The sequence below is a fragment of the Ruminococcus sp. genome, assembly GCF_017549005.1.
Taxonomy (GTDB): domain Bacteria; phylum Bacillota; class Clostridia; order Oscillospirales; family Ruminococcaceae; genus Ruminococcus.
The window spans coordinates 32,953-45,571 of sequence record NZ_JAFYYT010000018.1 but is presented as its reverse complement, the minus strand read 5'-3'; the positions used below and the strand labels follow the sequence as shown (position 1 = coordinate 45,571).

The following is a 12,619-nucleotide window of genomic DNA, read 5'->3' as shown; positions in this document are numbered from 1 at the left end:
CTGATTAGCTGCGCCGCACATTTTTGGCTATTTGTCAATACCTTTTTGCAAAAATTTACATTATATACAAAAAAAATAATCACAGGATCTTTTTGATTCCTGTGATTATTTTACTTTTCCTTAGCTTAATGACATTAGCCTTGCTGGAGCTATCACTTTTTGCTATAATGGTGATTCTCCTGTTCATAACATATTTCGTTGTACCACTATCATCAAAAGCCCATAAGATAATTTACTGGGTCATTTCAACAACACTTAGTCTGTTTACAGCATGGTTTTGGATGTACTTTATTGCGGGACCAATTTGGAAATACTGACCTGAAAGAGTCTATCCCGAATACTCCTGGTGGTATAAGACCAGCTGAACCTTGGGAAATTCCATAAGGAGGTGTAAAATGTATGAATATGCTAAAATGGTTGGAAAGATGGTATAAATCCAATTGTGATGGTGATTGGGAGCATTCATATGGGGTCACTATTAGCACATTGGACAATCCAGGATGGGCTGTTAAAATCAACTTGATTGAAACTTCGTTAGAATACAAAAAATTTGAAAGAATTAAGATTGATAACGGCGATGATGACTGGATTGTATGTTGGGTTGAAGATGGAAGTTTTAATGGTGCTGGCGATACAGAAAAATTATTCTCCATTCTTGAGATTTTTAAAAAATGGTCTGAGAGTTAAATCCACTTTATTCAATATATAAAACATAATAATGTTTGTAAAGAAAACAAAGTTTTATATTTCAGAATATAATCAAGAAAAAAGTGCTAAATAATTGTAATAGTTTTATTAAGCGGGCTCATCTGAGTCCGCTCTTTTTTCACTCATATCAGTGTCAAGAGGAAATTCAATTATACAGCAGCAAAAGTCTCCGAAAACCAGGAAGGGAAAACGACTATGAAGTACAGTAAAGAATTCAAAGAAGAAATAAATGCCGCAATATCTGCCTGCGGTCATTGATGAACATCTTGGTTATCTGGTAATCGTTGTTGTAACAGGCATTGACGAGATAGTTCGACAGCAGAAAGCTATCGGACGCAACCTCAATCAGATAGCTACGCTCGCAAACATGGACAGGCTGACCGCCGTGAACTTCCAACCGCTCCTCGATGAGCACAGAAAGGTCACGTAGATGATTTATGATGCATTATAGAGGAGTTTCTCAATATATTCTGATATAATTCTGAATTTGCTTTCATAGCTTCCCGACTGGTTTACTTTTCGTAGCAGGTCCTTATACTGTCTCTGTGACAGTATAGGCTTTGTACTGCATAGTATCACCGTATAAAAATATAAAGTTCATAGACTTAATTAAACAATTCAAACCAATGTTTATAGGCACAACAGAATTAGTTTCAACCTTGACATAAGGCGCTATTTCCTTATCTTCTCTCTGTAGACCTCCAAATCTATCTCTCCGTTTTCAGCCTTATCTCTCAGTTCAAGAGCATAATCTCCCCATTCAGCAAATTCAGCCTGAGACATCTTCTTTTTCATGTAGCGGGCGTAGTGCTGCTTGTAAGCCTTGCTGTAAATATTCCAGTAAGGATTTGTTTTAACCTTATCAGCATATTTCTTCCTGTGTCCCATATCACGGCATACCCTGCCGTCCATACCTTCGATCTCTCTTGTGCAGTAGTCAGAGAAAAGACCTGCTGTGAGAAGAAAATATTTACCGCAGTAACCGCATTTCTTTGGAAGATAATGTAGTTCCAGACCTTTGAACAATTCAATATACAGATAGCCTCCGAGCGTTGTGAAAGTATAGTGCTGACACAGCTCGGAGCTTTTTCTTTGCCTCAGAACTTTATAGGATAACTGCATATTTCCTGACGGTTCTAATCTTTCATAAGGATAGAGTCTGTTTTTAGGTATGTCGTTAAAGTCTGCAAGAACCTGTGCTGTTTCGTTATTATCAAGATAACGGCTTTCACTGTGTATTTTCTCTAAGAACGGTTCAAAGGTGCGCTTTATCCGAAGAATGTCCTCTATGAAGATACGCATTTCTGCTGCAAAGGCTTTTAGCTTATCATTAAGTATGTAAATATCCCTGAGAAGCTCTGAATCTTCCATATCACCTGAGCCAATACGTACATAGAAATGATAATGCTCTTCTATATTATCTTCATTCAGATCATCATCATCGCCCAACTCATCTTCATCAAACGCCCAGCTATGCTCATTGAGTATCCTCCGCAGCGTATCGCGCTGCATATCCATAGAGCTGTACGGAGGAGTATTAGCTATCATCTGCTCTATTTTATCATAGAAAGATATCGCTTCCTGAAACAGCTCTTCACTTTCATTAGCTTCACGCATATCCTCGGGATAATGCAGTATAGCTTCATATCGCCTGCATTCCGAATAGAGCTTATCGAGCTCACGGTAACGCTTATCGAGTATCTTTTCAAGTATCTCGCCCAGTACATATTTCTTTTTTCCGTTTATGTATACGGTATTCCCGTTAAAATACGCTGAAAACCCTGTCATGGCAATTCTCCTTTAGCAGTTGTTTTATTCATTGTATCACATCTACTTTATATAGTCAACTCAGAAGAATTACATCAAAAATTTTTTTCTGTCAGTTTTTGTTAGTAGGGACTTTTTTTAAATGCTGGATTTTACAATAGAAAAATTTAAACAGCGTAATCAAGCCGTTTAAGAGACGAATTTCAAAAAATAGATGTTGCTTCTGAAAAAGTAGAGTATATGTCAGAATAGATGTGAAATAGTTGTAAATAGAGTATGACTATCACATCTATTGACTTTAGCGTTTGGGTTCGATATAATGGGATTGCAACGTTGCAAGAGTTACCTGAAAACATAATAAATCACAGTGGGCTAACAAATGATAGTTCCTTTCGCCGTCTTGTAATACATACAGCTTAAAAGCGTATGTCAGCGGCAATGCTGATCTTATTAAAAGGAGGAGTCATAACTATGACTACACCAAAAAGAAAAGTGCTTACGATCAAAGAGGCGGCGAAGCTTATCGAGGGACTGACGGAATACCGTATCAGACAGATGTGTATTTCGGGAGACCTGCCATGCTTCAAGGCTGGCAAGAAGTACCTCATTTCCGAGGAAGCTCTTATGAAAGCTGTCTTCGGACACTACGAACCCGAGGGCGGTGATGCTGCATGAACATCTTTGAAAAGATTCGTGGCAGTATTACCATGCAACAGGTGGCGGAGCTCACGGTGATGCAGTATCATTTGCTGTGCAGATTTCGTGAAGAATATGCTCTGCAAACACAGAAAGAAAGAGGAGATGTATTTGAATATGAAGAATGTAGAATGGACTAAGCCAAAGCCGTTAAGGACAGACAAGGAAATGCTGCCGGAATTTCCTGTGAACTGCCTTCCATCGATCATAAAAGCTATGGCGCTCAGTGTTGCTGAGACAACATCAACGGATACCGCAATGGCAGCAACTGCTCTTCTGAGTGCATTGTCATATTGCTTTTCAGGCGTTTACAGAATGTATGGAAAGGAAGATCACAGTGAACCTGTTACGCTGTATTCATTAATACTTGCAAATCCTGCGGAAAGGAAATCTCCTGTTATGAGGTTTATAAAATCTCCTTTTATCTCATTCAATGATGAGTATAACGTTTCCAATAAAGAAGCAATATACGCTTTTCAGGAGGAACGAAACAGACTTGAAAAGGAAATAAAGAAAATGCAGGAGTCAAGCGAATTTGAATCAAACGAGATAGCCGAAAAAAGGGCTGAGCTTGAAAGTATGGACAAGCTTTTTTTCAGAAGGATATGCATAGATGACATAACGCCCGAAGCTCTTGTTAAAAACCTTGATGACAACGGTTCATTGCTTATGATGTCAGATGAAGCAGGTGTATTCAAAAATTTCGGCGGCAGATATTCCAACGGAACACCGAATATTGATCTGATACTGAAATGCTGGGGCGGCGAAATGTTTATAAAGGACAGGTACAACAGCGATCCGATAGTATTATCAAAGCCGTATCTTTCAATCTGTCTCTGCGGTCAGCCATATATTCTTGATGAATTAATGAATAACAACGCATTTCTGTCAAGCGGACTCGTTGCAAGATTTCTGTACTGTTTTCCTAAGTCAAAGGTCGGAAGCCGAAACTATGATACCAGACCTGTAGATAGTCGGATAACCGAAGCTTATAAGAAACTTGTATATGGTTCATTGAAGTACAAGTTTAATTATTTCAGTGATGAAACAGCGCTGAGATTTGACGAAACAGCAAGAAAGACCTTTGCTGATTATTACAACACAGCAATAGAACCCGTTCTTATGACGGAGTTTGCAGAGTGTCCTGACTGGGGAGGAAAGTTTCACGGACTGATACTCAGATTATGCGGACTGCTTCACTGTATTAAATGTATATCAGTAGGAGTAAATCCTGAAAATCTTGAAGTCGATATGATGATCCTCGGAGCCGCAATAGATATTGCAGTTTTTTACAAAGCACAGGCACTTTGTGCATATGGAATGATCGGCGGCGACACTACATTAACAACAGCGGAATATATCCTAAAGAAACTGAGAGCAAATTATGTAACTGAAGCAACAGGCAGAGACCTTCTTCACCTGTGCAGAAAGTTCAGAACAATGGACGAAATGACGCAGCCGCTGCAGGCACTCATAGACTACGGATATATCCGCCAGGTCAGAAAGAATGCACCTGACGGAAAAAAGACCACAACAGTATATGAAGTGAATCCGAATTTTTAACTCCACTCCGCGTACCACGTACCAAACGTACCAGATGTACCACATTTTATTTGGAATGTATAATCTGTTACGTTTGGTACACTTGGTACGTGGTACGTTACACATGTTTCAGATACTGAAAAAGTTGATTTGGGAAGGGGAGCAAGCATAGCCTTTGTAAAGACACTTCAGCGGTTTCTGAAGAAACTGTACTTGCTCCTTTGGTGGGGAGCAAGCAACGCCTGTGTCATTACACTTTCGATTTTTCAAGAAAAATCGTGTCAAAGGCAGCAGACATTACTGGGAGATTCCCAGACCCTTTTCGATGATGTTTATGATATTTTTCCAAGGAGGGAAGATATGGCAAACCGTGTAAGAAAGCACATGATTAATTTCTATGTTGATGACGATGAGCTTGCAGCTATCAGGCTGAAAATGAGTAAAATTAACATGACCAATCAGTCGCTGTATATGAGAAAAATGGCACTTGAAGGACGTATCATAAAAGTGGACTATTCCGTTTTCAATAATATCGCAAGTTCCATTTCGGGCGTAGCGAGAAATATCAATCAGATAGCAAAACGTATCAATGCTACCGATAACATTTATGCAGAAGATATGCAGCAGATAAAGCAGACTCAGGAGAATATCTGGAAGTTATTGAAAAAGATACTTTCAAAACTTCTCTGAACAAGCAGACATTGTTTAACGGCAAAAACTGGCAGTTGACCTTTCCATGTAATTCACCAGCTGCAAGTATTGACTTTAAAGCGAGAAAGTGATATAATCAGCGTGGAAAGGTACGCTGTAATATTATCGAGGAGGTAATTATTATGGCCAGTATCACAAAACGAGGCGGCAGTTACCTTATCAAGGTAAGTTGCGGCTATAATTGCAAAGGCAAGCAGATGGTTCAGACTATTACTTGGAAACCTGAACCAGGAATGTCAGCTAAACAAATAGAAAAGGAGGTCAACAGGCAGGCTGTATTATTTGAAGAAGCCTGCAATCAGGGATATCAGAGTGTAGCAGTAAAGTTTGAAACCTTTTGCGAAGAATGGTTTGAGAGTTATGCGAAAAACAATCTTCGTAATACGACATACGAGCGAATGCTCAGACTGCGTCCAAGGGTCTACTCTGCTCTCGGTCATATCAGAATCGACAAGATGAATCCGAGACAGATACAGGCGTTTATTAACTCTCTTTCGTCCAAAGGTGCAAATCAGCGTAATGGTAATCCCCTTTCGCCCAAAACAATAAAGCATTATTACAGTTTAATATCAGAAGTTTTTACCTATGCTGAGAAAATGGATGTTGTCAGTCAGAACCCATGCAAAAAAGTTTCTATCCCCAAAGGGCAGTATAAAGAAAAGGAGATCTATTCTCCCGCTGAAATACAGAAGATTCTCAATCTTCTCGAAAACGAACCGATAAAGTATCAGGTGTTCTTTACTCTTATGATATACAGTGGTTTTCGCCGTGGGGAAATGCTTGGACTTGAATGGAAAGATGTAAACTTTGAAAGTAGCATTATCAGTATCCGCAGAACAAGCAACTATACTTCAATGAAAGGCACATACACCGATACTACAAAGACAAGGCGCTCACAGAGAACATTGAAGTTCCCGGAGCACATAATGTCCCTTCTGAAAAAGTACAAGAGCGAACAAGCTGAACATGCATTCAAATGCGGAGATAAATGGATAGAGAATGATCGTTTATTCACTAAATGGAACGGTGAGCCTATGTATAACGGTCAGCCTTATTCATGGTTTGAAGGTTTCTGCGAAAAGAATGATATTCCATTCCGTGGAATCCACTGCTTCAGACACACCTTCGCTTCGCTCCTTGTCAACCAGGGCGTTGATATCGTAACTGTGTCGGGAGCGTTAGGACACTCCGAGGTTTCTACAACAAGCAATATTTACTGTCACATACTTGATGAAGCAAGAGCAAAAGTAGCTGATGCAGTCAGTGCAGCTCTTGACTTTACAAATAAAAAAACAGAGCCAAGAGGCGCTTGATCTGCTTGGCTCATAATAGCTATATCATTTAATAAAGAACAAATAAAGAACAACCGCCTTTTTCTAAAAAAAGTGAAACTCGGGAATGGCTATATATAGCCATTCCCGAGCCTTTAAAATGGTGGAGCATAGGGGATTCGAACCCCTGACCCCCACACTGCCAGTGTGATGCGCTCCCAGCTGCGCTAATGCCCCAAACTGTTAAAAGTATAGCACATTATCGCGGTTCTGTCAAGAGTTTTTTAATAATAAAGGGCGTAGCCGTCGGCACCCGAAGATTTTACGGCATTAATCTGCTTGTTTATGATATCCGGATCGTTTATCCACTCAAGTTCTGCGGAGCTTCCTGCCCACTTGTCCTCACGTCCCAGCTTATATGCAGCCAGCCCAATGATAAGCGATACCTCGCTACCCTCAGTGAGTTTCACCCATTCGTCCAGAGTAGGCAGGAACGGCATAGTTTCATTTTCAAAACCGAAGTAAATCTGCGGAACGATATAATCGCAGAAGCCGCTCTCGCTCCCCCATTTTCTCACATCGGCATACTGTGTCTCATAGTCAGCCCTGATGTTACCCTGTGGACTAATACCGAAAAGAAGCCTTTTGTCCCTCTCCTTGACCGTATCGTGTAGCTTCTTCACAAAACGGCTCACGTTCTCGGTTCGCCATGCGGCAAGGTCTGAAGCTCCGCTCTCTGCGAAAGCTTCGCTGTCAAAACCGGGAGAAGTCGTCGGGTAGAAATAATCGTCGATATGAACGCCGTCAACGTCGTATTTTTCCACGATCTCACGGACCGTACCGCCGAGGAGCTCTACCGTTTCGGAGTAAGCAGGGTCAAGGTACCATCTCCCGTTCACGTTCTTTACAAATGGTTTTCCCGTATCAATCCACTTTTTCACTATGAAGCTGTCGGGCAGATTCTCCATTTGCTCGTTTGTCTGCATACGCAGGGGATTGATCCATGCATGGACAGAAATTCCTCGCTTATGAGCTTCTTCAAGAACTATCTCAAGAGGATCGTAGTTCCCGTCGAGATAAGCTCCCTTTGGGTAAATATCCGAGGAAAAATATGCGTCGCCGTTTGGGTGGACATGAAAATAGACCGTATTTACGCTTTCAGCGGCTGCGTCCTCAAGTATCTCCGCCACACTCTTCCGGAAGTCCTCCCCGCTTTTCCCCTGCATATATTCGGGAAACTTCACATACGGGAGCCACATTCCAATCTGTTTCGGGTAATTCATAGGCACATAGCCTCTTTTCGACTCTGCTGCCTGGGGAGCTTCCCTGCTGACTGCACTGCTCCTGTTTTCGGTGGGAAGAACAGCCGAGCAGCCTGACGATATAAGAAAAGCAGCTGCACAGGCAGTTGCAATGAACTTTTTCATAGCTGTCACCTCACTGAATTATATTCAGCAGGAGGACATGATATGCAAAGTAAGTCAAGAGTTAAGAGTTGCAGTGCCCCCTGCGGCGACGAATAAAAAACCAAAATCTTACTTGGCGTAGTTTACGATAGTCATTCTCTCGTTTATGACCTGAGTTTCGCCTGTCTGACGGTAGCCCATTTTCTCATAAAGGCGGCAGTTACCCTCTTCCTGCAAAATTGTATCGAGGTTCCAGTTATCTCTGCCGTGAATCTCCTCTGCAGCTCTCATAGCCGCCTGTGCGAAGCCCCTTCCGCGAAACTCCTTCATAATGAATACAGGCGATATACGCTTTGCAGAGCCGTCCTTCATATCCACAATGCGGACAGCTCCAACAGCCGTTTCGCCGTCCATGATGAAGTAACAGTAAGTAAACGGCTGACGAAGCCTTTCCTCCACGCGGCTCATTGGCTCGTTTGCAGGACTTATATCGTAGTCACGGTACTTTTCGAGGAGTCCCGAAAAAGCTTCCACCTGCATTTTCCAGAGCCTTTCGCAGTCTTTGAGCTCTATGCGTTCAAGTTTGATATTCATTTTTATACTCCATTTTGCAGGGACCGATGTCCCATACAACTAATTACTAAAAATAGCTCCCGAAGAATTACTCCCCGGGAGCTTTTGCATTATATCTGATTTGCTATAGGAGCAGCTGCGTTGTGCTCGCCGTAGCCTTCATTCTTAACGACCTCAACGTTTCTGTAGCACTCCATACCTGTACCTGCAGGAATGAGCTTACCGATGATAACGTTCTCCTTGAGTCCGAGGAGTCGGTCGCTCTTGCCTCTGATAGCAGCGTCTGTGAGAGCCTTTGTAGTCTCCTGGAACGAAGCTGCTGACATGAAGCTGTCTGAATTTGATGAAGCCTTTGTGATACCCTGAAGAACAGGACTTGTCTGAACAAGCTGTACATTGTACTCGCCTGCGTCGATACGAGCCTGGAGCTCTTCATTGATAGCGTCGATCTCCTTGCTGTCAACAAGAGTACCGGGAAGCAGATAGCTGCTGCCTGTTTCCTCTACCTTGATCTTGCGGAGCATCTGACGGACGATAACTTCGATATGCTTATCGTTGATATCAACACCCTGTAAACGGTAAACCTTCTGAACTTCATTGATGATGTAGTTCTGAACAGCCTGTGTACCGAGGATATTGAGGATATCAGCAGGATAGATGTTACCTTCTGTAAGACGTGTTCCCTTTTCGATCTCTTCGTTCTCCTGAACTCTGATCTTGAGGTTGTAAGGGATCATATAGCTTTCAGACTCGCCTGTCTCGTCGTTGGTAACGATGATATTTCTTGTGGTCTTGATCTCTTCGATGTGTATCTTACCTGAAATTCTCGAGAGGATAGCGGCACCCTTAGGACGTCTGCTCTCGAAAAGTTCCTCAACACGTGGAAGACCCTGTGTGATATCTTCTGCGTCGGCAGAAGCAACACCACCGGTATGGAAGGTTCTCATGGTAAGCTGTGTACCGGGCTCACCGATAGACTGAGCAGCGATGATACCAACAGCTTCACCGACTGAAACCATATTGTTGTTTGCAAGGTTAGCACCGTAGCACTTAGCGCATACGCCTGTTCTTGACTTACAGGTGAGGACTGAACGTATCTTGATCTTTTCGATGCCTGCGTCGATTATCTTCTTTGCGTCAGCGTCGTTTATGATCTTGTTGCGTGAAACGATGAGCTCGCCTGATTCGTCGCGGAGGTCCTCAGCAAGGAATCTTCCCACAAGACGCTCTGCGAAAGGCTCAACTATCTCGTTGCCGTTCTTGATCTCGAATACCTCGATACCCTCTGTAGTTCCACAGTCCTCCTCACGGATTATAACGTCCTGAGAAACGTCAACAAGACGACGTGTAAGGTAACCGGAGTCAGCGGTACGGAGAGCCGTATCAGCAAGTCCCTTTCTCGCACCACGTGAAGCGATGAAGTACTCCAGGATGTTAAGGCCTTCACGGTAGTTAGCTCTGATCGGGATCTCGATAACGGTACCGGAAGTATTGGCGATAAGTCCACGCATACCTGCGAGCTGACGGATCTGTGAGATAGAACCACGGGCACCCGAGTCAGCCATCATCCAGATAGGATTGTATCTGTCGAAGTTGGATTTAAGAGCCTTTGTAACATCGTCTGTGGTATTTGTCCAGAGAGCGATGATCTTCTTTGTCTTTTCCTGTGCGGAGATATAACCGTACTCATACTCTGATGTGATCTGCTCTACCTCTGCGTCTGCCTTTGCGAGTATCTCCTTCTTCTGAGGAGGAATGGTAGCGTCGCAGACAGCAACGGTAAGAGCTGCTCTTGTCGAGTACTTGTATCCGAGAGCCTTGATACGGTCAAGTACCTCAGATGTGGTAGTTGTTCCGTGGATCTTGATGCAGCGCTCGATGATATCAGAGAGCTGCTTCTTACCTACGAGGAATGCAACCTCGAGGTCGAACTGCTTGTCGGAGTTGGTTCTGTCAACGTAGCCCAGGTTCTGAGGGATATTCTCGTTGAAGATAAGTCTGCCGACTGTAGCGTCTATTATCTTGGATACCTTCTTGTCGCCGATATCCTTTGTTATCTTTACCTTGATATTAGCGTGGAGCGATACGTCATGCTCGTTGTAAGCCATGAGAGCCTCGTTCACGTCGCGGAATACCTTGCCCTCGCCGGGTTCGCCGGGCTTATCCATTGTCAGGTAGTAGGAACCGAGTACCATATCCTGTGAAGGAACGGCAACAGGCTTACCGTCTGACGGCTTGAGCAGGTTGTTTGCAGCAAGCATGAGGAATCTTGCCTCAGCCTGAGCCTCTGCCGAAAGAGGAAGGTGTACGGCCATCTGGTCACCGTCGAAGTCAGCGTTGAACGCAGAGCATACCAGCGGGTGGAGCTTGATAGCACGACCCTCAACGAGGATAGGCTCGAATGCCTGGATACCGAGTCTGTGAAGCGTAGGAGCACGGTTCAGCATAACAGGGTGATCCTTGATAACGTCCTCGAGAGCGTCCCAAACCTTATTGTCGGCACGGTCGATGAGCTTTCTTGCGCTCTTTATATTAGCTATAGCCTTCTTGTCAACGAGTCTCTTCAGTACGAATGGCTTGAAGAGCTCGAGAGCCATTTCCTTAGGAAGACCGCACTGATACATCTTGAGCTCAGGTCCAACGACGATAACCGAACGTCCAGAGTAGTCAACACGCTTACCGAGAAGGTTCTGACGGAAACGTCCCTGCTTACCCTTAAGCATATCGGAAAGCGACTTGAGGGCACGGTTGCTGGGACCTGTAACAGGTCTGCCGTGTCTGCCGTTGTCTATGAGAGCGTCAACAGCTTCCTGAAGCATACGCTTCTCGTTTCTTACGATGATGTCCGGAGCGTCGAGCTCGAGCATTCTCTTGAGACGGTTATTTCTGTTGATAACTCTTCTGTAGAGGTCGTTAAGGTCTGATGTAGCGTAGCGTCCGCCGTCGAGCATTATCATAGGACGGATATCAGGCGGAATAACAGGTACCACGCTGAGAATCATCCACTCGGGCTTGTTGCCTGAAAGGCGGAATGCCTCGATAATCTGGAGTCTCTTGAGGAGCTTTACCTTCTTCTGTCCTGCCGGGAGACCTACCAGTTCAGCCTTGAGGTCGTCAGCAACGATCTCGAGGTTGTTTCTCCAGTCGATGTCCTCCAGCTCCCTGAACTTCTGACACTCCTCGCACTCGCACTCTGTAGGCTTGTTGAAGCACTCGAGCTTCTTGCCGCCGAGAGATACCTTACCCATTTCGATAAGTCTCTGCTTGTGTGTATCATATCTTGCAGGGTCATACTCATTAAGAAGCTTTCTGATAGCCTCTGCGCCCATTTCTGCCTTGAAGTCGTCGCCGTACTTCTCGAGGTATGAGAGGTACTCCTTCTCGGAGAGGAGCTGCTTCTTGAGGAGCTCTGTATTGCCGGGGTCTGTTACGATGTACTTTGTGAAGTAGAGAACTTCCTCAAGTCTCTTCTGAGATACCTCAAGCACCTGACCGATACGGGAAGGAGTGCCCTTGAAGTACCAGATATGAGAAACAGGAGCAGCCAGTTCGATGTGACCCATTCTCTCTCTTCTTACTCTTGCTCTTGTGACCTCAACGCCGCAGCGGTCACAGATCTTGCCCTTGAAGCGTATCTTCTTGAACTTTCCGCAGTGACACTCCCAGTCCTTGGTAGGTCCGAATATCCTTTCGCAGAAAAGGCCGTCGCGCTCGGGCTTCTGAGTTCTGTAATTTATAGTTTCAGGTCTTTCAACTGCGCCGTGTGACCAGCTTCTGATCTGCTCAGGCGAAGCAAGACCTATCTTTATTGATTCAAAAGTTGTAAATTCCAAACTGCTACCTCCTAATATATTAATTCGGAATTATGAATTAGGAACTGCCGACCGCAGTCTGCACACAGACCGCAGCCGTTCATTATTCGTATCCGCTGTTCTTGATTTGTGT

At 43.9% G+C, this 12,619-nt stretch carries 11 protein-coding genes and 1 tRNA gene; 7 read left to right on the top strand and 5 right to left on the bottom strand.

Annotated features, from left to right (window positions below):
- Positions 1-399: 399 nt before the first annotated feature.
- Together IKW96_RS05800 and mobC (IKW96_RS05795) are read left to right on the top strand one after the other, a co-directional pair.
- Positions 400-687, top strand: a complete 288-nt coding sequence (locus tag IKW96_RS05800; protein ID WP_296571564.1) for an immunity 53 family protein — start codon at positions 400-402, stop codon at positions 685-687.
- A gap of 250 nt (positions 688-937) precedes the next feature.
- Positions 938-1,138 carry a plasmid mobilization relaxosome protein MobC gene (mobC, locus tag IKW96_RS05795; RefSeq protein WP_296571561.1) on the top strand — a complete coding sequence of 67 codons (201 nt, stop codon included), beginning with the start codon at positions 938-940 and terminating at the stop codon, positions 1,136-1,138.
- Positions 1,139-1,380: 242 nt separating this feature from the next.
- On the opposite strand, the gene IKW96_RS05790 is transcribed toward mobC (IKW96_RS05795), so the two are convergent.
- Positions 1,381-2,496 (bottom strand): DUF6076 domain-containing protein, encoded by a 1,116-nt coding sequence (locus IKW96_RS05790; RefSeq protein ID WP_296571559.1) that lies wholly within the window; start codon positions 2,494-2,496, stop codon positions 1,381-1,383.
- Positions 2,497-2,946: 450 nt separating this feature from the next.
- On the opposite strand from IKW96_RS05790, the gene IKW96_RS05785 reads away from it, so the two are divergent.
- The 5 genes from IKW96_RS05785 (at position 2,947) to IKW96_RS05765 (ending at position 6,737) form a co-directional block, all read left to right on the top strand.
- Positions 2,947-3,150, top strand: a complete 204-nt coding sequence (locus IKW96_RS05785) for a helix-turn-helix domain-containing protein (protein ID WP_242940092.1) — start codon at positions 2,947-2,949, stop codon at positions 3,148-3,150.
- Positions 3,147-3,311, top strand: a complete 165-nt coding sequence (locus IKW96_RS05780) for a hypothetical protein (protein ID WP_296571556.1) — start codon at positions 3,147-3,149, stop codon at positions 3,309-3,311. The genes IKW96_RS05785 and IKW96_RS05780 overlap by 4 nt, the downstream gene beginning before the upstream one ends.
- The gene (locus IKW96_RS05775) at positions 3,289-4,734 is read left to right on the top strand and encodes a YfjI family protein (RefSeq protein WP_296571553.1); all 1,446 of its coding nucleotides are present in this window, start codon (positions 3,289-3,291) and stop codon (positions 4,732-4,734) included. Before IKW96_RS05780 ends, IKW96_RS05775 begins: the two co-directional genes overlap by 23 nt.
- 339 nt (positions 4,735-5,073) lie before the next feature.
- Positions 5,074-5,403 carry a plasmid mobilization relaxosome protein MobC gene (gene mobC, locus IKW96_RS05770; protein ID WP_296571551.1) on the top strand — a complete coding sequence of 110 codons (330 nt, stop codon included), beginning with the start codon at positions 5,074-5,076 and terminating at the stop codon, positions 5,401-5,403.
- A gap of 143 nt (positions 5,404-5,546) precedes the next feature.
- A complete protein-coding gene (locus IKW96_RS05765; protein WP_296571548.1) occupies positions 5,547-6,737 on the top strand; it encodes a site-specific integrase in 1,191 nt (396 codons plus the stop codon).
- 119 nt (positions 6,738-6,856) lie between these two features.
- Here IKW96_RS05765 and IKW96_RS05760 read toward each other — a convergent pair.
- The 4 genes from IKW96_RS05760 to rpoC all read right to left on the bottom strand — a co-directional run bounded on the left by IKW96_RS05760 (position 6,857) and on the right by rpoC (position 12,507).
- Positions 6,857-6,932, bottom strand: a tRNA-Ala gene (locus IKW96_RS05760).
- 47 nt (positions 6,933-6,979) lie between these two features.
- Positions 6,980-8,122: a family 10 glycosylhydrolase gene (locus IKW96_RS05755; RefSeq protein ID WP_296571545.1), complete on the bottom strand. Its 1,143-nt coding sequence runs from the start codon at positions 8,120-8,122 to the stop codon at positions 6,980-6,982.
- 108 nt (positions 8,123-8,230) lie between these two features.
- Entirely contained in the window at positions 8,231-8,695 is a 465-nt protein-coding gene (locus tag IKW96_RS05750) for a GNAT family N-acetyltransferase (RefSeq protein WP_296571540.1), read from the bottom strand.
- An 89-nt stretch (positions 8,696-8,784) separates the two neighbouring features.
- Positions 8,785-12,507, bottom strand: a complete 3,723-nt coding sequence (gene rpoC, locus IKW96_RS05745) for a DNA-directed RNA polymerase subunit beta' (protein ID WP_296571537.1) — start codon at positions 12,505-12,507, stop codon at positions 8,785-8,787.
- Positions 12,508-12,619: the final 112 nt, after the last annotated feature.

Excerpts from the sequence above, each read along its gene's own strand:
- IKW96_RS05785 (WP_242940092.1), top strand. The coding sequence starts at position 2,947 with ATGACTACACCAAAAAGAAAAGTGCTTACGATCAAAGAGGCGGCGAAG.
- IKW96_RS05755 (WP_296571545.1), bottom strand. The coding sequence starts at position 8,122 with ATGAAAAAGTTCATTGCAACTGCCTGTGCAGCTGCTTTTCTTATATCG.
- IKW96_RS05800 (WP_296571564.1), top strand. The coding sequence starts at position 400 with ATGAATATGCTAAAATGGTTGGAAAGATGGTATAAATCCAATTGTGAT.
- IKW96_RS05780 (WP_296571556.1), top strand. The coding sequence starts at position 3,147 with ATGAACATCTTTGAAAAGATTCGTGGCAGTATTACCATGCAACAGGTG.
- IKW96_RS05775 (WP_296571553.1), top strand. The coding sequence starts at position 3,289 with ATGAAGAATGTAGAATGGACTAAGCCAAAGCCGTTAAGGACAGACAAG.
- IKW96_RS05790 (WP_296571559.1), bottom strand. The coding sequence starts at position 2,496 with ATGACAGGGTTTTCAGCGTATTTTAACGGGAATACCGTATACATAAAC.
- mobC (WP_296571551.1), top strand. The coding sequence starts at position 5,074 with ATGGCAAACCGTGTAAGAAAGCACATGATTAATTTCTATGTTGATGAC.
- IKW96_RS05750 (WP_296571540.1), bottom strand. The coding sequence starts at position 8,695 with ATGAATATCAAACTTGAACGCATAGAGCTCAAAGACTGCGAAAGGCTC.
- mobC (WP_296571561.1), top strand. The coding sequence starts at position 938 with ATGCCGCAATATCTGCCTGCGGTCATTGATGAACATCTTGGTTATCTG.
- IKW96_RS05765 (WP_296571548.1), top strand. The coding sequence starts at position 5,547 with ATGGCCAGTATCACAAAACGAGGCGGCAGTTACCTTATCAAGGTAAGT.